Below are 19,204 nucleotides of genomic sequence, written 5' to 3'. Positions count from 1 at the left end.
CCCGGGCCGCAACTGTCGCCAGAATGGCGCCATGCCCCGCATCGCCGTCATCGAGGACGACCCCACCACCAGCGAACAGCTGGCCGGCTGGATACGCGCCGCCCGCCCCGAGCTGGTGGTCGACCAGCATTTTGACCGTGACGCTGCCGAGGCCGCGCTGCAGCGCGAGCGCTACGACCTCGTGGTGCTGGACATCGAGCTGGGCCGCGAGCGCAATGCCGGCGTGGCGCTGATCAACGAGATCAACAAGCAGGGCCTGGGCACGCCGGTGCTGGTGGTGTCGGCCATGCCGGCGGCCATCTACCGCAGCATCATGAAGGCGCTGGACGCCTGGGACTACCTGCAGAAGACGACCTTCGACGAGGCCGAGTTCGTCGAGACCTTCCTGGACATCCTGCGCACCGCGCGGCTCAAGGAGCCGGCCGCGAAAGCCGCAGCCAAGGCCGACGACAGCCTGCAGCTGGACCCGCTGAAGCAGCGCACGCCCATGTGGCGGCAACAGCGCATCAACCTGCCGCTGACGGCCCAGCGCATCCTCGCGACGCTGCATGCGCGCGCCGGCGAGGTGGTCAGCTACGAGGAGCTGTTCGACGTCGTCAAGAGCGGCCGCAACCGCGACAACGTGCGCAAGCACGTGGCCACCATCCGCGATGCGTTTCGCGACGTGGACCCGGCGTTCGACGGCATCGAGAACATCCCGATGCGGGGCTTCCGCTGGACGTCCGGCGGATGAAGCTGGGCCGCGTCGAGCTGCCGCTGCCCGAGTTCGCCGACATGCCGCGCCTCGGCGTCGCGGCCTTCCGCAACCGCATCGTCTTCCACCTCGTGTTCATCGCACTCGCGCTGGCCACGCTGGCGCTGGCCGTGGCGCTATTGAACGAGGAGCGCCAGCGCAATGCACAGCGCTACGCGCAGACGTTCGCCAAGTCGCTGACCGAGGTGGTGGCGCAGCTGCGCCATCCGTCGGGCCAGCTGGCGCTGCTGAACCCGGAGCCGGCGCAGGTGGGCGCCGGCTGGGTGGCACCGCTGGTGCTGCCGTTCGGCGCCATCGACTTCGACGACGCAACCAAGGCGCAGCGCGTGGTGGACATGGCCGGCTGCGCGCTGCAGTACCCGGGCGGCGCCAGCCTGTGCGCGGCGGTGGGCAGCAATGCGTACGCGGGCGGCTTCGTCTATCTGGTGGCCAGCGTGGATGCACCGCCCCTCGTCGCCCGCGCACGCGGCGCCACCGATCTGGCCGGCGTGCATCGCGTGCGCGTCAGCCTGCAGCGCGGCGGCGAGGTGCGGCACTGGCTGGCGCCCGTCGACGTGATGGACACGCAGCGCGGCCAGCTCGCCGGGTTCACCGTCGACGACGCGGACACCACGACGCTGCCGCGCCGCGCCCGGCCGCAGCGCGACTTCCGCGGCTGGGTGTGGCGCGAGGGACCGTGCCTCGCCGAGGGCGCAGAGTGCCCGCGCCGCACGACCCTCTCCATCCGGCTGCCGGTGGAAGCCTTCCGCGAGGCGCTGTTCCGCCCTGGCGGGCCGCAGTGGCCACCCGCCGACCTGCCGCGCACGGGCCTGCGGCTGGCGCTGCTGGGGCCGGGCGATGCGACGCTGTTCGACAGCGCGGCCCCCGGCGCGCAGCCGCCGCTGACGCTGGCGCGGCTGACCGCCGCGCTGGCGCCGGGCGAGACGCTGCAGATCACGCGCGGCAGCCATGTCGTCGCGCTGCTGCAGGGCGCCGACGCCGCCGGCGCGCCGCCGTCACCGTGGCTGACCGCGCTGATCCAGCACCTGCCCGCGCCGGCCCTGCCGCGCACGCTGACGGGCCGCGACAGCGTGACGACGCCGGCCGGCCGTTTCGACGTCACGCTGAGCGGCGACCTGCAAGGCCTGGACCGCACGCTCAGCGCCAGCGCCGCGCGGCTGGCCTGGCCGGTGGCGGCCATGCTGGCGGCCATCGCCCTGGCCTGGCTCATCATCGAGATGGGCCTGATCCGGCGCGTGGCGACGCTGACCCGGCGCGCCGCGGCGCTGTCGCACCAGCTGCAGAAGCCGGACGAACGCCGCCCGGCGCTGGGCACGCTGGACGTGGCCGACCTGCGCGGGCGCGACGAGCTGGGCATCCTGGCCGGGGTGCTCTCCGACCTGCTGCAGCAGGCGCGCGACAGCCTGCGCCGCGAGCAGCTGCGCGCCGAGCGCGAGCACGACCAGTGGCATGCGGTGGGCCACGAGATCATGTCGCCGCTGCAGTCGCTGATGCTGCTGCACGCGGGCGACGACGACCCCAGCCGCCGCTACGTGCAGCGCATGCAGCAGGCCGTGAAGGTGTTGTATGGCCAGGCCTCGCCCAGCGAGGCACTGGCCGCCGCGACGCTGGCGGTGGGCCGGCTGGACCTGGACGCCTTCCTGCGCGGCGTGGCCGACAACGCGGCCTATGCCGGCATCGCCGATGTGGCCTACGCGCCGGCCGGGCAGCCCGTGTGGGTGCAGGCCGACGAATACCCGCTGGAGGATGCAATCACGCATGTGCTGACCAACGCGGATCGCCACCGCGCGGCCGGCACACCCGTCACGCTGACGCTGCAAACGGGCGGCGAGCTGGTCGTCGTGAGCCTGCACAACCAGGGGCCGCACATCGCCGACGACCAGCTCGCGCGCATCTTCGACTACGGCGTCAGCGACGCCGACCCGCGGGACGGCCAACGGCGCGGCCAGGGACTGTTCGTCGCCAAGACCTATCTGGCGAAGATGGGAGGCAGCATTGCGGCGCGCAATGTGACGGACGGGGTGGTGTTCGAGATCGGGTTGCGGCGGGGCTAGGCACGCCGCCCCCGCGTCGCTGTGGGCAGCTCGCCGAAACGGCTCCGGTAGAAGGCCGAGAAGCTGCTGGCCGTCGCGAAGCCGCAGTCCATCGCGATCTGCGTGATGCTGTCGTGCGTCCCGCCCAGCAGCTTGCGGCGCGCGTGCTCGAGGCGCTGTTCACGCAGCCATTGCAGCGGGGACTGGCCGAACCGGCTCTTGAAGGCGTACTGCAGGCCGCGTGCAGACATGCCGCTGAGTGCCGACAGCGCGCTGACCGTGTGCCGACCGGACAGGTCGGACAGCATGGCGTCGCAAACCCGGTCGATCGCACGGCGCCTGGGCCCGCCGGACGGCTGGCGCTGCTGGCGAACTGCCGACTGCCAGTCCGGCCTGAACAGCAACACCAGCTGCCGGTAGACGAAATCCTGGAAGCCCAGGCGGTCCAGCAGCTGCGGATTGCAGGCATGCAGCTCCATCGTCGCGCCGAGGTGCCGGGCCAGCGCCAATGTCGCGGGCCCCACCTCCGCGCCCACCACCCGCGGCCGGTCGCAGTCCAGCTCTACCGGTTCGCCCGGCTGCAGGCCCAGCACCGCGCGGGCCGCATGCGTCAACAGTTGCCGGTCGATCTGCAACATGCAGGCGTTGTGCCCACTGCACTCCGCATATTGCGGACCGGTCCCGGCGGGAATGAAGAAGCACCCTGATCCCGCGTACTCGTTGAACCGGCGCCCGTCGATCCTCAACAGCGTGTTGCCCTGCAGCGGGAATGTGAGGGCGGTGCTGACGTTGTCGTGCACCGCCATGCGCAGGCCGCTGACACCGACGGCCAGCGCCGACAAGCCTGGCATCGGCAGCGCGGCGAGCCGGCCCTGGAAAGCGCCGTGGCCGGGCACCGTCTCCATGTCCTGCAGGTGAGGCCAGAACGGCAGCAGCGCGTCCGCCAAGTCCTGCGGACTGTTGAAACGCTTGCAATGGTCGTTGCCGAACAACAGGGCAGAGGAGGAAGCAGGCACTGATTCGACGTCGACAGCAGATGCGCCGGCGCAGGGCGATGCATCACGATTGAAGATGGATAGCGCAACAAGGCATTGGTATATGGCATATCCGACGAATACCAGTTTATGTCCGATGTTCAGCGCGAAAGCGCGCAACATCAGGCAAGATCATTCATTTAAGTGGCAATTTCGTAAAACAAGCCATCATTTGCGCGATTCTCGTAGACGCCCAAGGAGGCAACTTTCGACACTTTCCGGGCATCCGCTTCTGGGTGTGGACGACGAGAACGGATGTGAAACGTGGAATGGTTCAGGAAGCTCAGGGTCGCGAACAAGCTCATCGGCGGGTTCCTCGCCGTGGCCGGCATCGGGGGCCTGATCGGGTTCAGCGGCATACAGAAGTCGGCCCAGATCAATGACCTGGCCACGCAGATGTATGACCGCGAGATCGCCGGCATGCTGCACGCCAGTGAGGCCAACATGCAGTTGCTCCTCGCCGGGCGGGGTATTCGGACCGCCATCCTGGCAGCGACACAAGCAGAGCGTCAGGATGCGCTGCAGCGCGTCGGTGAGCGGCTTGCCCAAGCGCGCGAGGAGCTTGGCCAGGCCCGCGGCTTCTTCAGCACGGAGGAGGGCCGCAAGCTGGTCGACGACGCAAACGCGGCATTGCAGGCCTACACCGCCGGCCTGCGCACGGTGGGTAGCGTGCTGGAGACGGAAAACCTGGCGGATGCGCGTGCCTCCACGGCCAAGATGCTCGAGGCCCGGAAGCTGGCCGAGCGGGCGGATGAGTTGCTGGGCCAGCTGGTGACGCGCAAGCGCGACGACGCGCGCGCGCTCAACGAAACCACCGACAGGATCTACACGGAAATCCGCTGGCTGCTCGCCAGCTTGACGGTCGGCGGCGTGCTGGCAGGCGTGGTCATCGGCTGGCTGTTGACCCGCAGCCTGACACGGTCGTTGGGCGGCGAACCGGCGGACGTGGCCCGCGCGGCCGTTGCCATCGCCTCGGGCGACCTGACGACACCCATCAACCGTTCGCGCGCCAGGCCAGGCAGCGTGGTGGCCGCCATGGGCGACATGCAGCAGGCGCTGCGCGACGTGGTGGGTTCCGTGCGCCAGGCCAGCGACAGCATCGCCACGGGCGCCGGCCAGATCGCGGCGGGCAACGCCGACCTCTCACAGCGCACGGAGGAGCAGGCCAGCAATCTGGAAGAAACGGCTGCCTCCATGGAGGAGCTGACCAGCACCGTGCAGAACAGCGCGGACTCTTCCCGGCAGGCCACTCAGCTGGCGCGCGAAGCCAGCGAGGCCGCCCGCAGGGGCGGCAGCGTGGTGGGTCAGGTGGTGACCACGATGGGCGAGATCAATGACTCGTCACGGCGCATCTTCGACATCATCGGCGTCATCGATGGCATCGCCTTCCAGACCAACCTGCTGGCACTGAACGCCGCTGTCGAGGCCGCGCGCGCGGGCGAGCAGGGGCGCGGCTTCGCGGTGGTGGCAGGCGAGGTCCGCACCCTTGCACAAAAGAGCGCGGGCGCGGCCAAGGAAATCAAGCACCTGATCCAGGACAGCGTGGCGAAGGTGGACAGCGGCAGTCAGCTGGTGGACGCCGCCGGCCAGGCCATGGAGGACATCGTCACGCGTGTGCAGCGCGTGTCCGACCTGATCGGAGAGATCACGGCTGCGACGCTGGAACAGACTGCGGGCATCGGCCAGATCAACGAGGCCGTTACGCAGCTGGACAGTGTCACGCAGCAGAACGCTGCGCTCGTCGAGCAGTCAGCCGCCGCGGCGGACAGCCTGAACATGCAGACTCGCCAGTTGGTGCAGGCCGTCGCCGTTTTCAAGCTGGACGACGCCACCACGGCGAAGGCAGCCGTGCCGGTCGCGATGCCTACCGCCCCGGCCCGTCCTCAGCGACCGACCTCAGCGTCGCCGGCCCGCGCGAAACCGACCGTGCACGAGGCCAGCACTTCGGCGCAAGGCTGGATGCAGTTCTGACACCAGGCTCGATCACGAGCAGGGTAGCGGGCGCGCTCAGCAGCGCCCCACCCGCTCCAGCAGTTCCCGCGCCGCCAGCTCCGACGTCAGCGACATCTCCAGCGGCACACGCACCAGGCCCGCGTGGGCGTATTGCAGGTTCTCGTAGACCTCGGCCGCGGCGGGCAGGTGGTCCAGCAGGCCGGGCAGCACCTCGTGGGCCTGGTGCTGGTCCAGCTCGGCGGTCAGCTTCTGCACCAGCACGCGGTACTGGTGCGGGTCCACGAGACGGCCTTCCAGGCCCTGCAGCAGCTGCGCCAGGCGCACGAGGGGTAGCAGTTCGTTGGGGACGGCAAGCTTGACGGCAGAGGTCATGAGGGCACCCGGTGATGAATCGGCTGAAGCCTACTTGGACCCGTGCCGCCGGATTTCAAGTGATCCCCGATAGGGCCGCAACTGCCGGTCCAGGCTCAGTCCATCAGCCGCCGCGCGCGTGCCAGCAGCAGTTCGCGCTGCACCTCGTTGTCGGTCAGCTCCGCCGCCCGCAGGTAGGCGTCGCGGGCCTGGCTGACCTGGCCCAGGCGCTCCAGCACGTCGGCCTGCGCGCCGGCCAGGAAGGGGTAGCGCTTCAACTGCGGCTCGGCGGCCAGCGCCTCCAGCAGCGGCAGCGCCGCGGCTGGGCCGCTGGCGAAGCTGACGGCCACCGCGCGGTTCAGCGCGATGACGGGCGAGGGGTTCAACGCCAGCAGGCGGTCGTAGCCGTCCACGATGGCGCCCCAGTCGGTGTCCTCGGCGCGCGACGCGCGGGCGTGGCAGGCGGCGATGACGGCCTGCAGTGTGTATGGACCCGGTTCACCGAGCTGCAGCGCACGGGACAGCGCCGCCAGGCCGCGCTGGATCAGCAGCCGGTCCCACTTGCGGCGGTCCTGGTCGGGCAGCAGCACGGGGCGGCCCTGGGCGTCCAGCCGCGCGGGCAGGCGCGAGGCCTGGATCTCCAGCAGTGCCGCCAGACCGTGCACCTGCGCGTCGTGCGGCAGCAGGTGCTGCAGCTGACGCGCCAGGCGCAGGGCCTCGTCGCACAGCGCCGGGCGCAGCAGCGCCGCGCCGCTGCCGGCGCTGTGGCCTTCATTGAAGATCAGGTAGACCACGGCCAGCACGGCCCCCAGGCGCTGCTCGCGCTCGGCCGGGCCGGGCAGCTCGTAGGCCTGGCCCAACAGCGCCTTCTTGGCGCGCACGATGCGCTGCGCCACCGTGGCCTCGGGCTGCAGGAAGGCGCGGGCGATCTCGCTGGTCTCCAGCCCGCCCAGCAGCCGCAGCGTCAGCGCCACCTGCGCCTCGCGCGGCAGCACGGGGTGGCAGGCGATGAAGATGAGGCGCAGTTGCTCGTCGCCGATCTCGGCCTGGTCGCGCGCGGCGTCCAGCGCGTCGACAAAGTCGGGCACCACGTGGGTGCCGGCGGCCTCGTCGTCGGCGGCCAGGTGCTCGTGCTCGCGCTCCAGCATGGCGCGGCGGCGCAACCGGTCCAGCGCCTTGTTGCGGGTGGTGGTCATCAGCCAGGCGCCGGGGTTGGCGGGCTCACCGTCGCGCGGCCAGGTGTCCATCGCCGCGATGAGCGCGTCCTGCGCGCAGTCCTCGGCCTCGTCCAGGTCGCGCAGCAGCTTGGCGGCGGCACCGACCAGGCGACTGCGCTCGATGCGCCAGACGCCCGCGGCGAGGTCGGCATGGCTCGTCACGTGCCGTCGTAGGCTGCCTTGAGCCCGGCGAGCTCGATCTTCTCCATCGCCCACACTGCCTGGAAGACACGCTGCACGCGGGCCGGGTCGGGGTCGCGCACCATGTCGAACCAGGCCTTGGGGATGAGCTGCCAGGACAGGCCCCAGGCGTCTTCCACCCAGCCGCAGGACTTGTGCTTGCCGCCGTCGGCGGGCAGCCGCTCCCACAGGTGGTCGATCTCGGCCTGGTCGTCGCAGGCGACGGTGAGCGAGAACGCCTCGGTCAGCTTGAAGTGCGGCCCGCCGTTGAAGGCACTCATCTGCGCGCCGAACAGCTCGAACTGCACCAGCATGACCGTGCCGGCCGCGCCGGGCGCGTTCTCGCCCCAGCGCTGGGTGTCCAGCACCTTGCCCTTGTCGGCGCCGAACACCTTCAGGTAGTGCGCCACGGCGTCTTCGGCGCCGCGCTGGTACCAGATGAAGGGGGTGAGCTTCTGGATCTGCATGGCGCGCTCCTCAGGCCGCAGGCGGTTCACCGCTCATGTAGGCGAGTTCCCAGATGTGGCCGTCGAGGTCCTCGAAGCCATGGGCGTACATGAAGCCATGGTCCTGCGGCTCGCGCGGCACGGCGCCGCCAGCGGCGCGGGCCTGGGCGACGAGCTGGTCGACCTCCTCGCGGCTCTCGCACGAGAGGCACACCAGCACCTCGGTGGCGGCTTTTGCGTCGACCACCGGCTTGGCCGTGAAGCCCTTGAAGAAGGGCTCGGTCAGCAGCATCGCGTACAGCGTCTCGCCCAGCACCAGGCAGGCGGCCTTGTCGTCGGTGAACTGCGGGTTGAAGGCATAGCCCATCGCCTCGAAGAAGGCCTTGCTGGCGGGCAGGTCCTTGACGGGCAGGTTGATGAAGATCTGCTTGTGCATGGCCGGTGCTTCAGAGCGGTTGGACGAGGTGGATCAGGTTGCCGCAGGTGTCCTCGAAGCTGACCGCCCTGATCGGCCCCATGTCGGCGGGTTCGCCGCGCACGACGACGCCACGCTCGCGCAGCTTCTTCACCTCGGCGTCGATGTCGGCCGTGACGAAAGCGTTCAGGGGCGTGCCCGCGTCGTACAGCGCCTTCTGATAGACCCTGGACGCTTCCATGCTCATCGGGTCGAGCGACAGTTCGACGCCCTCGATGCCCTCGGGCGACACGACGGTGAGCCAGCGGTAGTCGGGGCTCATCTGAATGTCGGCCATCTTTTTGAAGCCCAGCTTCTCCGTGTAGAACGCCAGGGCCTTGTCCTGGTCGTCGACCATCACGCTCGTGACTTGAATCTTCATGGCTGTGCCTTTCAGTGGGTGGATTCGGCGCGGGCCTTCAGGCGCTTCAGCGCTTCGGGCCAGGTGGTCTGCAGGAAGTCGGTGAAGCCGTCGTTCCAGCTCTGCAGGTGCACGACGAGCCGCGTGCCGCCGCCGGGCTGCGCGGCGAACACGTAGCGCTCGGTGGCGGGCGCCTGTGCCAGCGGGCTGTCCGCCACCGGCCGGCCGTCCTTGATCTCACCGACCAGCCGCAGCGACAGGCGCTCGTGCCGCACTTGCTCGTCGACGATGGCCTCCATGCCGAAGCCCTGCGGATCCAGGAAGCGCAGCCGCCGGCCGGCCTCCCAGCTGCCCTCGTAGTAGGAGCCCTCGCAGAACGCGCTGCTCCAGTCGCGGTAGGCCAGCGGGTCGAACATGCAGTCCCACACGCGGGCCACCGGCGCGGCGATGTCGATGCTGAACTGCAGGTCCTTCATGCCTGGCCCCCTTCGGCGATCTGTCGCAGGTTCTGCAGGCCGGCCTCGAAGTCGCGGCCGCACATGCTGTCCATGTCGATGAACACGCCCATCAGCTTGGCCACGAAATTGGCCTGCCCATGCATGCGCCAGCGCACCTCGGTGGACCCATCGGCTGTCGGCTGCAAAGCGAACTCGACGTGGTTGTGCGCCTTGAAGGGCTTCACGAAGTCCAGTTTCATCTGCACCGCCCGACCGGGTTGCTGGGCGGTGATCTCCATCGCGCCGACACCGACCTGCTTGCTGTCCCATTCGTAGCGCGAGCCCACCCCGCCCGCTGCGCCGGTGTAGGTGCCATTGATGAGCGGGTCCTTGCGTTCGTAGGGATTCCAGCGGTTGAAGGCGCGCAGCTCGCTGACCAGCGGCCACAGGCGGTCGGCCGGCACGCCGATGCGCAGCCGGCGCTCCACGCTGAACTCGCCGGGCCGCGTGGCGGCATAAGCCAGCAACAGCAGCAGCGCAACGCCCAGGCACACCAGGATGAGGGAGAAGTTGCTCATGGCATTCCTCCTTCAGGCTGCGCCGATTTCCATGTCGCCGCCCGGGCCGAAGTCGGCCTCCTCGTACAGAGGCCGCACCTCGATCTCGCAGGTCATGCCGACGAAGGGCGCCGGGAATTTGCTGGCCCAGGCCCGGGCCTCCTCCGCCGAGCGCACCTGGATGATGGTGTAGCCGGCGATCAGCTCCTTGGTCTCGGCGAAGGGGCCGTCGATGACCTCGCGGCGGCCATCCGCGTGGTAGCGCTGGCGCCAGCCGTCGCGGCTGGGGCGCAGGCCGGCGCCGTCCAGCAGCACGCCGGCGCGCGCCATTTCCTCGTGGAAGGCGCCCATTTCCTCGAACAGCTTCGCGTACTCGGGGCCGGGCTTGTCGCCGCGCTCGCTGACGGCGGTGGCGCGGACTTGAATGATGAATCGCATGTCGTCTCTCCCGATGGGTGCTGGCAGCCGCTGCTGTGCGGCCTTCATGAGCACGACGATCCACGCGAAACGGTTTCGACAGGCTCCGGGTAACTACCGAAATTTCCGAACTGGGGGTGGCGGGGCCGAGCGCCGGGCCGCCCCAAGCCGGCCCGTCTGGCGATGTGTTTGCGGCTCGATGCCGCAAGCATCGCCGCCCCCTCGGGGACCGGCTGGGCCCGCCCGCGTCCAGCGTGGCGGGCCCGGACGAGGGGCTCACATGTAGCAGGGGCCGATGCTGCGAATCTCCACGGTGGCCCACTCGGCCGCCGGGCAGCGCTGCGCCCAGGCCATGGCGACCTCGGGGTCCTCGGTGTCGAGCAGGAAGTAGCCGCCCACCATCTCCTTGGCCTCGGCGAAGGGGCCGTCCCAGACCTGCACACCGCCGTCGCGCCGGCTCAGGCGGCGAGCGGCGCTGCTCAGCGAATTGACACCCAGCAGCAAGCCCTCGGCCTGCAGTTCACCAGCGAAATCCAGCATGCGCTGGTAGACCGCCTCGCCGGCGGTGCGGCCACGCTCAGCCCGCTGGTCAATGGGTTCGACGATGAGCAGCATCTGGGGCATGGCGGCATCCGCAATCCTGTGGCAACGCGGCGATTCTGGCGCCTTTGGCATACAGGTTGTGGCAGCAGGATGGGTGTACGCTGCGCTAAGCAATCCACTCAGTGGAGCCCGAGATGGACGACATGACCCATGTCGCGATATTGCTTGTCAAGGCAGCCCCTGACCTGCCCATCATCGGCACGGCCTCGGGCCGCGCCAAGGTGCTGGGCTACGACCCGCAGGCGCTGGCCGGCATGCCGTTGTCGCTGCTGTGCCCGCTGCGCCAGCCGGATGGGCGACCGTCCGCCGAGACGCTGGAAGGTGTGCTTGCGCAGCTGCAGCTGGCGGGTTCGCTGAGCCTGCCCTGGCAGTTCCAGACCCGCGCCGGCGAGGGCCGGCACCACGAGCTGCACCTGACACTGACCGAGCGCGACGGCGAGTCCCAGATCGCCGTCTGCATGGTGGACGTCAGCCGCATGCAGTTCGAGGAGGTGCTGAACCGGGCCAAGAACGAGCTGCTGGAGATGGTGGCCACCGGCCAGCCGCTGCCGCCGGTGCTGGCCCGGCTGACGGCGCTGATCGAATCGCAGTTCGAGGGGCTGTACTGCACCGTGCTGCTGCTGGACCTGGACGGCCGCCACGTGCACGTGGGCGCGGGGCCGCGCATGCCCACCGCCTACATGCAGGCGCTCGAGGGTGCCGAGATCGGGCCCACCGCCGGCTCCTGCGGCACGGCCATGCACGACGACCGCCTGGTGGTCGTGGACGACATCGGCACCCATCCGCTGTGGGCGGCCTACCGCGACCTGGCGCTGCCCTACGGCTTCAAGGCCTGCTGGTCGGCGCCCATCCACGGGCCTCAAAAGCAGGTCATCGGCAGCTTTGCGATGTACTACCGCGAGGTGCGCCGCCCCAGCGCGGACGAGCTGGCCGCGCTGAACACCGCCAGCCATCTGGCCGGCATCGCCATCGACCAGGAGCGCCGCACCGAGGAGCGCCGCCGCGCCGCGCAGTGGCTGGAAGAGCAGGTGCAGGCACGCACGGCCGAGCTGCTGGCCGCGCAGGACGAACTCGTCAACAGCCGCAAGCTGGCCGCGCTGGGTCAGCTCGTGGCGGGCATCGCCCATGAGCTGAACACGCCGCTGGGCAACGCGCTGCTGGGATCGACCTCGCTGCGCGACGGCAGCCGCCAGTTCGCCGACCGCATGGCCAGCGGTGCACCGCTGAAGCGCCAGGAGCTGGCCGACTGGATCGCGCACACCGGCTCGGGCGCCGAGCTGGTGCAGCAGAACGTGGAGCGCGCGCTGCGGCTGGTCAGCCGCTTCCGCCAGCTGACCGAAAACAGTGACCGCGCGCAGCGCACGCGCTTCGACCTGCGTTGCGCCGTGCTGCAGGCCTGGGCCCGCGTGCAAAGCCACCGGACCGACCCCCGCGTGCAACTCGCCTGCGACCTGCCCGAAGGTTTCCTGCTGGACGGCGACGCCGAGGTGTTGCAGCAGGTGCTGGAACAGCTGCTGGAAAACGCCTGCGTGCATGGCTTTCGCGACCGCGCTGCGGGCCACGTGCGCGTCAGCGGGCGTCGCGCCAGCGCCAGCCGGCTGGTGCTGGAGGTGCGCGACGACGGCGTCGGCATGCCGGCCACGGACGTGGCGCGTGCGTTCGAGCCCTTTTTCTCGACCTCGTTCGGCCAGGGTGGCAGCGGCCTGGGCCTGTTCGTCGCGCACAGCTTCGCCACCGGCCTGCTGGGGGGCAGCCTGCAGCTGGAGAGCGAGCCGGGCAAGGGCACCGTGGTCCGCCTGGAGCTGCCGCTGCAGGCCAACGCGGCGCTGGCGCTGGCCGCCTGAAGGACGCTGGGCCGCTGGGCCGCCCAGCGACATCTCATTGACGTCTCAGCGCCGGATGGGCGAGCCCCCGCGCCAGGCCGGGTCGCTCCAGCGCTGGAACGCGCCCAGCAGCGCCGGCTCCGGCGACTGCCGCTCGGTGGCAAGGTTGGCCAGCGACACCACCTCGAAGCTGCGGCGGTACCGGCCCTCCGCGCGGAACTCGCGCGCCACCAGCAGTTGCTGGCCACCCGGCACCCAGCCGGCGAACTCGGCCACCCCCAGGCCCGGCTGGGCCGGTGCCGGCGGCATGACCTCGATGCGCCAGGCGCCGTTGCGGCCCGGCTCCTTCAGGAACAGCCACAGCTCGCGCCAGCCGTCCAGCGGCTGCACGGCAAGCGCCAGCGCACGGCCTTCGCGGTTCAGTGACGCCGATGCCAGCGCGACCTGGCCCCAGCTGCAGCGGCGCGCCACGGGCTTGCCGGCCTCGGCCAGCACGACGCAGCGCTCGCCGTCGGCGCCCGGCTGCAGCGTCAGCGAGACGCTGCCGAAGTCGCGCGCGGTGTTGACCGTGCCCAGCCAGCGCGCGGCGTTCACGCGCATGACGGCGTCGTTGTAGGCGGGCTGGTCGTCCTCGGTCAGCTCGGCCGGCACGATGCCTGCCAGCTCGACCAGCGCGGGTGCGGCCTCGCCGCCAGCCCCCACTGGACTTCGCCTGGCCTGCGCAAATGCCAGGCTCGCACTGACCGATGCGCGGCGCATCAGCAGCCGGTTCCTCCAGTGCACCGGCAGCGCGGCGCCGTCCACCTGAGCCAGAACCTGCCGGCGCCACTGGTCGCGCGCCTCCTGCTCGCGCACCGTGGCACGCGGGTTCAGGCAGTCGGGCCGTGTCAGTGCCAGCGCCGCGCGCACGCGCTGCTCCGGCGTGGCCGCGGTGGCCAGCAGGCGGCGGAACACCTCGCCGTCGTAGCAGACCTGCACGCGGCCTTCCTCCACGTCGAAGGACTCGAACTTCAGGCCGAAGCGCGCGGCCACGTCCATCTGTGCGGCCAGTTGGCCTTCGGTCGGGCGGGCATCGCGGGTCGACGCGCGCTCGGCGATTCGCTCCGCGAACGTGCCCATTGCGTCCAGCGCCTCGGCGCCGCCGGGGCCGGCCATGTCGGCCGGCGTGGCGGCCTGCACATAGGCCGCAGCCAGGCCCAGCCCCAGGCCTTCGGTGCCCCACTGCTGGCGCGCCAGGCGCAGCTGCGACAGCAGTTCGGTGGCGGCGCCGTCACCGCGCGGCACCAGCAAGACCTGGCCCTTTCGCAGCCAGCCCCCGCGCTCGCGGCGGTAGTCCCACACCTGCCAGTGGTCGCCGCGCTCGGCGCGGATCTCCAGCGCCTCGCCGCGCGCCATCTGGGCCTGCAGCGAGGCGGTGTCGCGCGGCGCACCGCGCAGCGGTGCGTCCTGCACGACCAGACCGGCGCGCGGGAAGACCGGCAGCTCGGCGGCGTCGGCACGGGTCATGACGACGGCGGCGGCAGCGGCCGCCACGACGATCAGCACAAAGCGGCGCATGGTGGCTTACTCCTGCTCCATCGAAGCCGCGGCCTGCGCCTTCGCCGACGTGCCCGCCAGCAACGCGCTGCCGATGAAGCCGCCCGAGCCGGGCGGCGCGATGATGACCTGCACCTTGTCCGACAGTTTGTCGGCCATGGCCTTTTGCACCAGCAGCGGGTGGCGCGTCAGCAGCTCGCCCTCGGCCGCCATCTGCCCGGCGTTGGCCTTGCCGATCTGCGCGACGCGGTAGGCCTCGGCATCGGCCAGCTTCTGGCGCGCCGCGGCCTCGGCCATCACCTCGATGCGGCGCGCCTCGGCGGCACCCTCGGCCTGCTTCACGCGCGCGGCACTGTCGGCCTGGGCTTCCAGCGCGCGCTGCTCGATCTGCTTTTGCTTGAAGGGCAGCACATGCTTCATGGCTTCTTCCTGCGCGCGGGCGGCGATGACCTGCTCGCGGCCCGCGGCCTCGGCGGCGGTCTCGCGGCGCACCTTGTCGGCGGCGGCCTGGAACTCGGACTCCTTGACCTTCTTCTCCGAGATCTCCAGCGTGTAGCGCATGCGCTCGCTGGCCAGGCTGTCCGCCAGCAGGCGGTCCATGCCTTTGCGGTAGTCGGCGGGCAGGTCCACGGAGCCGATCTGCACGCCGCGCAGCACGATGCCGTCGGCGGCCAGCTTCGCGCGCAGCTCGGCCTCCAGCGCCGCGGCGATCTCGGCGCGCTGGCTGGAGAAGATCTCGCGCACCGTGTGGCGGGCGATCTGCTTGTAGACCACGGCCTGCACGGCCGGCGCGATGACATCGGCCTCGATGTCGTCCGGCAACCGGCGGGACAGTTCGGGCAGGCGGGTCGCGTCGACGTTCCAGCGCAGCGTCATGTCCAGGCCCAGCGACAGCCCTTCCACCGACTGCAATGGCGCCGGGCCGTCAGCCCTGGCAATGGCCACGGGGCGGTAGCTCTGGTCGCGCAGCGGGAAGAAGCGCACCTCGTGCAGGCCGGGGATGCGGATGAAGCTGCCGTCGCGGAACTCGCTCGTGCCGCCGCTGAACTGGTTGGTGCGCAGCGCTGCCTGGCCGGCGGGCACAGGCTGGACGGGCGGATGCACGACGACTGCATAGCCCGCACCGGTCATGGCGACGAGCAGCAGCAACGGGGGGAGCGCGCGGCGCAGCGAGCGGGCAGCGGTGGGTGCAGCCTGCATGCCACGCGCGGCCCCACGGCCGAAGGCGTTGCGCAGCGAGGCGGCGAGGGACGGGAGGCGGTGCAGCATGACGGGTTCCTTGGGCGACACGCATCGGTTTGATGCATGGCGGCCATGGTTCCCGGTCACGCGGGAGCAGACGAGGGCGAGGCGGGGTGGGAGTCTTCCGGCGGGGCGGAAGGATTCTTCCGGCGCTGTCTCAGCGCCAGTGTTGCGCGTCAGGTGGCGGCACGACCCAGCCGTGCATGCGCGCTTCGTAGACGGACACGGTGGGTGGCGCAAAGCCGGGATCGGCGAACGCGCCCACGGGGATGGCCAGGTAGCCGTCCAGGCCCAGCAACTCGTACCAGACCGTCGCTCCGCACGTCGGGCAGAAATGGAACCTTGCGCCAGGACCCTCGTCGCCAACACGTTCAAAGACCGTGGACGTGCCCGACAGCTGCACGTCCTCGCGGCGAAAGCGCGCCTGCTGCCCGAACACGCTGCCGGTGCGGCGCTGGCAGGCCAGGCAGTGGCAGACCGAGATGCGCACCGGCTCGCCGCTCACCAGGGCGGTCAGCTGGCCGCAACTGCAGGCCGCCAGGCGCTGGGTCATCGGGACGACGGGGCCGCTCAGTTCTGGATGTAGCGCTCGAACACGCCGCCGTAATCCTTGCGGTTGAGCTTCTCCAGCACCACGCTGTTGACCGTGTTCAGCAGCGACACGTAGTGGCGGCTGACGGCTTCCTCACTGACCTCGTGGCCCAGCTTGAACATCTGGCCGGTCACACCCAGGCACTGCATCGCGATTTCGCGTGCCTGCTCGTCGCGCTCCTGAATCTTGCCGATGCTGTGCAGCGCCTTGTAGAGGTCCTTCAGCTGTTCGATGAAGTTCTTGCGAACATCGATGCTGAACGGTGCGCCGTCACCGATGCGGAACTTGATCTCGACGTCCATGTCAATGGTGCCGGCGGTCTCCAGCGTCACGTCACTGATGCGGTGGCTCAGGTAGTCGTAGCGCTTGATGACGCGCTTGGACGAGACGGCGGAATCGCCGTCGACGTGCACCAGCGCGAGGTTGGTGAAGCAGTACTCGTCCTTCTTGGACTTGATGAGGAAGAAGATCTTCTCGCCGTCCTCGCTGAACAGGTAGTCGTCGGCGTCCACCTTGTTGAAATCGGCAGCGGGCACGATGACGCCGATGTCGCTGAGGCCCAGGGCCTCGGAGGCCAGTTTCTTGAACATCTCTCACTCCATGCAAAGGGAGCGCGAGTGTGCCGGCCGGGCCTAGCCGCGGCAATACCCTTCTCCGGCCTTCACGACCAGGCAGTCCTGCTTGTCGGCCAGCCACTTCATGCCGGTGTCCGCGCCATGGCCGGCACGCACGGTCTGCGTGACGCCATCGCGCACGAAGCTCAGGCCCGCCTCGGTCGCCGACGCCTCGAAGCTGCGGGGACCGTCCAGGTTGTGCACCGTGACGCGGTAGGCGCCCGGCGCGCCGGTGATCTCCAGGAACGTGCCTTCAGGCCCCTGCCAGCGGCCCAGCCATGCGTCCACGCGCCGGGCGGGCGGGGCGGCCTCTGCCGCCGCAACAGGCGCCGAAGCGGGCAAGGGCACCGCCTCGGGCGGCGCCTTGGAGCAGGCGGCCACCAGCGCGGTGGCAAGGACGGCAAGAGCAGGCAAGCGCAGGTTCATGGCGTTCTCAAGCGAAAGCGAGGGGTGCCGTGAAGCTACCAGGGGGCCAGTCCCCCATTTGTCAGCGTCGGAAACAACAAAGGGCTGGTTGCCCAGCCCTTTGTTGCATCGAGCCGGACCAGGCCGGCATGGCCGGTTCAGAACCGGTAGCCGATGCCGAACTTGATGGACACAGGGTCCAGCGTCGTCTCGATGGTCTGGCCGGTGGACAGGCTGCCGGTGGTCTTCAGGAAAGTCTTGGTGACGGCCAGGCTGGCGGACCAGTCGCGCGTGATGTTGTAGGCCGCGCCCAGTTCCACCGTGGTGCCCAGCTTGTTCTTCATGGACAGGGTCGTCGGGTTGGACGGCGTGCCGCCGGTGATGCCCGACAGCACGGCGGTGGCCTTGGGCTTGTAGAAGTAGCCGTAGGTCAGGCCCGCACCGACGAAGGGGCGCAACACGCTGTCGGCCTGGCCGAAGCGGTACTGCGCCAGCAGCGTGATGGGCAGCGCCTTCACGGTGCCCAGCGTGCCCACACCGTCGATGGCCCCGGCGCCGATGACGTCGTGCTTGAACGGGCCGAGCGCGATCGGCAGGTCAATGCTGATGTTGTCGGTCCAGTAGTAGGTGACGCCACCGACGAACTGGCTGGCCTTCTTCACGTCGATCTTGGTGCCGGCCAGGCTGGGGGCGGTCAGGTCGCCGCTGTCGACCTGCGGCTGGATCTGCACGCCGCCGCCGTAGACGACGATGCTGCCGGCCGATTGCGCGAACGCACCGCCGCTGACGAGCAAGGCGGCCAGGGCTCCGAGGAGGGTTTTGGTTTTCATGGTCGGGTCTCCTTGTGGATGCCTGGGATCAGAGCCAGCCCTTGATGGACAGGGACTTCGCGATCAGCTGCTGCGTCAGCTGGTGGCCGTACAGCGTCGGGTGGAAGCTGTCGGCGAAGCCGTAGGTCTTCCACCAGTCGGCGCCGCCACTGGCGCCGGTGGGCGGTGCGGCGGACAGTGCGGTGGCCGTGCAGGTCGGGAAGTTGTACGTCGGCAGACCGTCGCTGCCGACGCCGGTGGCGGGGCAGGCCGGCGTGGTCGCGTTGGTCAGGCCGAACTGGGCCGGCGTGGCCACCTGGTCCTGCAGACCTTTGTAGAAGTCGATCAGCGCCACGCGCTCGTCGGCGGCGATCTTGGCCGCCAGCTGCGTGTTGAACGCCGTGACCCAGCCCTGGAACAAGGCCTGCGACTGGGCGCGCGCCGTAGCGCCGGCCGTACCGCCACCGCTGGCCGCAGCGATGCTGTCCAGCACCACCTGCAAGCGCGGCGTGAGCGTGATGTCGGGGATGTTCAGCACGACGACGTGGGTGGCACCCTTGTCCAGCACGCTGGCCTTGATCTGGCCATAGAACCGGTCGGCCAGCGCCGTCATGTAGGTGGCGCCGATCTGCGCCGTGGTCGTCGCGCCGCCCGCCAGCGCAGTCTGGATCTGCGTCGGCGTCAGCAGCGTGCCCAGCAGCGCCGAGTAAGCCGCAGCGCGGTCGCGGGGGATGGCAAGGTAGGCGCCCACCAGGTCGGCGCCGTCATTGCCGCCGCCGTCGATGATGACCAGGTCGCTGGCCGTGTAGCTGCCAGCAGCGGCATAGGCCGCCATCTGCACGCCGACGTTCAGCGGGTTGCTGGCACTGGCGCCGGCGCCGGTGTAGTTGATGCGGCCACCGCCGATGGCGTAGTTGGTGCAGCCGGCCGTCGGGTTGGGCGCGAAGGTCGTGCCCGTGAAGACGAAGAAGTTGCAGAGCTTGGCGCCGTAGTTGGCCGCGACGCGTTCCACATAGATCGGGTTGTCGCTGCTCTGGATGGTGAACTTGTACCCGAACGTGCCGCTGTCCTGCAGGCTGTCGCCGAACACCTTGACCGACGAGATGGCCACCTTGGGTGTCGTGTCCGCCGTGGCGCCGCCACCGCAGCCGGCCACCAGCAGGCTGCCCAACAACGCCGCCGACACGGCAGCGATACGGGTGAGGGAGGGATTCATCGTTGTCTCCTGGGCGACACCGCACGAAGCGGTGCTTTCACAAATACGAGGGACGGCAACTCTAGCGTCTGGCTAGAAGCCGCCGGGCCGAATTAGGGGGGAACCTCTGGTAAAGAAAGGCGGCGCAAGTCTGTGGACGGTTCCGGGACAACTTGATAGATATCCACAGG

General features: G+C 69.9%; 21 protein-coding genes. 4 read left to right on the top strand and 17 right to left on the bottom strand.

Going from position 1 to position 19,204, the window contains the following annotated elements:
- Positions 1-31 precede the first annotated feature (31 nt).
- Complete coding sequence (locus ACG02S_RS11660; RefSeq protein WP_394470623.1) at positions 32-733, top strand: response regulator transcription factor; 702 nt, start codon at positions 32-34, stop codon at positions 731-733.
- Positions 730-2,808 (top strand): sensor histidine kinase, encoded by a 2,079-nt coding sequence (locus tag ACG02S_RS11655; protein WP_394470622.1) that lies wholly within the window; start codon positions 730-732, stop codon positions 2,806-2,808. Before ACG02S_RS11660 ends, ACG02S_RS11655 begins: the two co-directional genes overlap by 4 nt.
- Here ACG02S_RS11655 and ACG02S_RS11650 read toward each other — a convergent pair.
- Positions 2,805-3,941 carry an AraC family transcriptional regulator gene (locus ACG02S_RS11650; RefSeq protein ID WP_394470621.1) on the bottom strand — a complete coding sequence of 379 codons (1,137 nt, stop codon included), beginning with the start codon at positions 3,939-3,941 and terminating at the stop codon, positions 2,805-2,807. The two genes, ACG02S_RS11655 and ACG02S_RS11650, sit on opposite strands and share 4 nt — an antisense overlap.
- A 144-nt stretch (positions 3,942-4,085) precedes the next feature.
- On the opposite strand from ACG02S_RS11650, the gene ACG02S_RS11645 reads away from it, so the two are divergent.
- Positions 4,086-5,792, top strand: coding sequence for a methyl-accepting chemotaxis protein (locus tag ACG02S_RS11645; protein ID WP_394470620.1), 1,707 nt, complete (start codon positions 4,086-4,088; stop codon positions 5,790-5,792).
- A gap of 36 nt (positions 5,793-5,828) precedes the next feature.
- Here the strand turns inward: ACG02S_RS11645 and ACG02S_RS11640 are convergent, their stop codons facing one another.
- The 9 genes from ACG02S_RS11640 to ACG02S_RS11600 all read right to left on the bottom strand — a co-directional run bounded on the left by ACG02S_RS11640 (position 5,829) and on the right by ACG02S_RS11600 (position 10,818).
- A complete protein-coding gene (locus ACG02S_RS11640) occupies positions 5,829-6,146 on the bottom strand; it encodes a hypothetical protein (protein WP_394470619.1) in 318 nt (105 codons plus the stop codon).
- A gap of 95 nt (positions 6,147-6,241) precedes the next feature.
- Entirely contained in the window at positions 6,242-7,504 is a 1,263-nt protein-coding gene (locus tag ACG02S_RS11635) for an RNA polymerase sigma factor (protein WP_394470618.1), read from the bottom strand.
- Entirely contained in the window at positions 7,501-7,989 is a 489-nt protein-coding gene (locus ACG02S_RS11630; protein WP_394470617.1) for a VOC family protein, read from the bottom strand. Before ACG02S_RS11630 ends, ACG02S_RS11635 begins: the two co-directional genes overlap by 4 nt.
- Before the next feature lie 10 nt (positions 7,990-7,999).
- A complete protein-coding gene (locus ACG02S_RS11625) occupies positions 8,000-8,404 on the bottom strand; it encodes a VOC family protein (RefSeq protein ID WP_394470616.1) in 405 nt (134 codons plus the stop codon).
- A 10-nt stretch (positions 8,405-8,414) separates the two neighbouring features.
- Entirely contained in the window at positions 8,415-8,804 is a 390-nt protein-coding gene (locus tag ACG02S_RS11620; protein ID WP_394470615.1) for a VOC family protein, read from the bottom strand.
- 11 nt (positions 8,805-8,815) lie between these two features.
- Positions 8,816-9,259, bottom strand: coding sequence for an SRPBCC family protein (locus ACG02S_RS11615; RefSeq protein ID WP_394470614.1), 444 nt, complete (start codon positions 9,257-9,259; stop codon positions 8,816-8,818).
- Positions 9,256-9,798, bottom strand: a complete 543-nt coding sequence (locus ACG02S_RS11610) for an SRPBCC family protein (RefSeq protein WP_394470613.1) — start codon at positions 9,796-9,798, stop codon at positions 9,256-9,258. Before ACG02S_RS11610 ends, ACG02S_RS11615 begins: the two co-directional genes overlap by 4 nt.
- A 12-nt stretch (positions 9,799-9,810) precedes the next feature.
- Complete coding sequence (locus tag ACG02S_RS11605; protein ID WP_394470612.1) at positions 9,811-10,215, bottom strand: YciI family protein; 405 nt, start codon at positions 10,213-10,215, stop codon at positions 9,811-9,813.
- Positions 10,216-10,470: 255 nt separating this feature from the next.
- Positions 10,471-10,818, bottom strand: a complete 348-nt coding sequence (locus tag ACG02S_RS11600; protein WP_394470611.1) for a YciI family protein — start codon at positions 10,816-10,818, stop codon at positions 10,471-10,473.
- A gap of 113 nt (positions 10,819-10,931) precedes the next feature.
- Here ACG02S_RS11600 and ACG02S_RS11595 point away from each other — a divergent pair, with 113 nt between their 5' ends.
- Positions 10,932-12,641 carry a sensor histidine kinase gene (locus ACG02S_RS11595; protein ID WP_394470610.1) on the top strand — a complete coding sequence of 570 codons (1,710 nt, stop codon included), beginning with the start codon at positions 10,932-10,934 and terminating at the stop codon, positions 12,639-12,641.
- 45 nt (positions 12,642-12,686) lie between these two features.
- On the opposite strand, the gene ACG02S_RS11590 is transcribed toward ACG02S_RS11595, so the two are convergent.
- From ACG02S_RS11590 to ACG02S_RS11560, 7 genes are all read right to left on the bottom strand, one after another.
- A complete protein-coding gene (locus tag ACG02S_RS11590) occupies positions 12,687-14,177 on the bottom strand; it encodes a hypothetical protein (protein WP_394470609.1) in 1,491 nt (496 codons plus the stop codon).
- Positions 14,178-14,183: 6 nt separating this feature from the next.
- The gene (locus tag ACG02S_RS11585; RefSeq protein ID WP_394470608.1) at positions 14,184-15,425 is read right to left on the bottom strand and encodes an SPFH domain-containing protein; all 1,242 of its coding nucleotides are present in this window, start codon (positions 15,423-15,425) and stop codon (positions 14,184-14,186) included.
- A gap of 130 nt (positions 15,426-15,555) precedes the next feature.
- Complete coding sequence (locus tag ACG02S_RS11580; RefSeq protein WP_394470607.1) at positions 15,556-15,951, bottom strand: GFA family protein; 396 nt, start codon at positions 15,949-15,951, stop codon at positions 15,556-15,558.
- A 17-nt stretch (positions 15,952-15,968) separates the two neighbouring features.
- Complete coding sequence (locus ACG02S_RS11575) at positions 15,969-16,580, bottom strand: PH domain-containing protein (RefSeq protein WP_394470606.1); 612 nt, start codon at positions 16,578-16,580, stop codon at positions 15,969-15,971.
- Between the two features lie 42 nt (positions 16,581-16,622).
- Positions 16,623-17,030, bottom strand: coding sequence for a hypothetical protein (locus ACG02S_RS11570; RefSeq protein WP_394470605.1), 408 nt, complete (start codon positions 17,028-17,030; stop codon positions 16,623-16,625).
- A 137-nt stretch (positions 17,031-17,167) separates the two neighbouring features.
- On the bottom strand, positions 17,168-17,839 hold the full coding sequence (locus tag ACG02S_RS11565; RefSeq protein ID WP_394470604.1) for an OmpW/AlkL family protein: 672 nt from the start codon (positions 17,837-17,839) through the stop codon (positions 17,168-17,170).
- A gap of 28 nt (positions 17,840-17,867) precedes the next feature.
- Positions 17,868-19,034, bottom strand: coding sequence for an SGNH/GDSL hydrolase family protein (locus ACG02S_RS11560; protein ID WP_394470603.1), 1,167 nt, complete (start codon positions 19,032-19,034; stop codon positions 17,868-17,870).
- Positions 19,035-19,204 lie beyond the last annotated feature (170 nt).

The sequence above is a fragment of the Pelomonas dachongensis genome, from assembly GCF_043555865.1.
GTDB classification, from domain to species: domain Bacteria; phylum Pseudomonadota; class Gammaproteobacteria; order Burkholderiales; family Burkholderiaceae_C; genus Pelomonas; species Pelomonas dachongensis.
The sequence above is the reverse complement of the archived record's forward strand: the minus strand, read 5'-3'. Positions and strand labels throughout refer to the sequence as shown.

Coding starts and splice junctions, on each gene's coding strand:
- ACG02S_RS11575 (WP_394470606.1), bottom strand. CDS start 16,580: ATGTTCAAGAAACTGGCCTCCGAGGCCCTGGGCCTCAGCGACATCGGC.
- ACG02S_RS11585 (WP_394470608.1), bottom strand. CDS start 15,425: ATGCTGCACCGCCTCCCGTCCCTCGCCGCCTCGCTGCGCAACGCCTTC.
- ACG02S_RS11580 (WP_394470607.1), bottom strand. CDS start 15,951: ATGACCCAGCGCCTGGCGGCCTGCAGTTGCGGCCAGCTGACCGCCCTG.
- ACG02S_RS11630 (WP_394470617.1), bottom strand. CDS start 7,989: ATGCAGATCCAGAAGCTCACCCCCTTCATCTGGTACCAGCGCGGCGCC.
- ACG02S_RS11590 (WP_394470609.1), bottom strand. CDS start 14,177: ATGCGCCGCTTTGTGCTGATCGTCGTGGCGGCCGCTGCCGCCGCCGTC.
- ACG02S_RS11570 (WP_394470605.1), bottom strand. CDS start 17,030: ATGAACCTGCGCTTGCCTGCTCTTGCCGTCCTTGCCACCGCGCTGGTG.
- ACG02S_RS11655 (WP_394470622.1), top strand. CDS start 730: ATGAAGCTGGGCCGCGTCGAGCTGCCGCTGCCCGAGTTCGCCGACATG.
- ACG02S_RS11595 (WP_394470610.1), top strand. CDS start 10,932: ATGGACGACATGACCCATGTCGCGATATTGCTTGTCAAGGCAGCCCCT.
- ACG02S_RS11640 (WP_394470619.1), bottom strand. CDS start 6,146: ATGACCTCTGCCGTCAAGCTTGCCGTCCCCAACGAACTGCTACCCCTC.
- ACG02S_RS11615 (WP_394470614.1), bottom strand. CDS start 9,259: ATGAAGGACCTGCAGTTCAGCATCGACATCGCCGCGCCGGTGGCCCGC.
- ACG02S_RS11660 (WP_394470623.1), top strand. CDS start 32: ATGCCCCGCATCGCCGTCATCGAGGACGACCCCACCACCAGCGAACAG.
- ACG02S_RS11610 (WP_394470613.1), bottom strand. CDS start 9,798: ATGAGCAACTTCTCCCTCATCCTGGTGTGCCTGGGCGTTGCGCTGCTG.
- ACG02S_RS11605 (WP_394470612.1), bottom strand. CDS start 10,215: ATGCGATTCATCATTCAAGTCCGCGCCACCGCCGTCAGCGAGCGCGGC.
- ACG02S_RS11600 (WP_394470611.1), bottom strand. CDS start 10,818: ATGCCCCAGATGCTGCTCATCGTCGAACCCATTGACCAGCGGGCTGAG.
- ACG02S_RS11625 (WP_394470616.1), bottom strand. CDS start 8,404: ATGCACAAGCAGATCTTCATCAACCTGCCCGTCAAGGACCTGCCCGCC.
- ACG02S_RS11620 (WP_394470615.1), bottom strand. CDS start 8,804: ATGAAGATTCAAGTCACGAGCGTGATGGTCGACGACCAGGACAAGGCC.
- ACG02S_RS11565 (WP_394470604.1), bottom strand. CDS start 17,839: ATGAAAACCAAAACCCTCCTCGGAGCCCTGGCCGCCTTGCTCGTCAGC.
- ACG02S_RS11560 (WP_394470603.1), bottom strand. CDS start 19,034: ATGAATCCCTCCCTCACCCGTATCGCTGCCGTGTCGGCGGCGTTGTTG.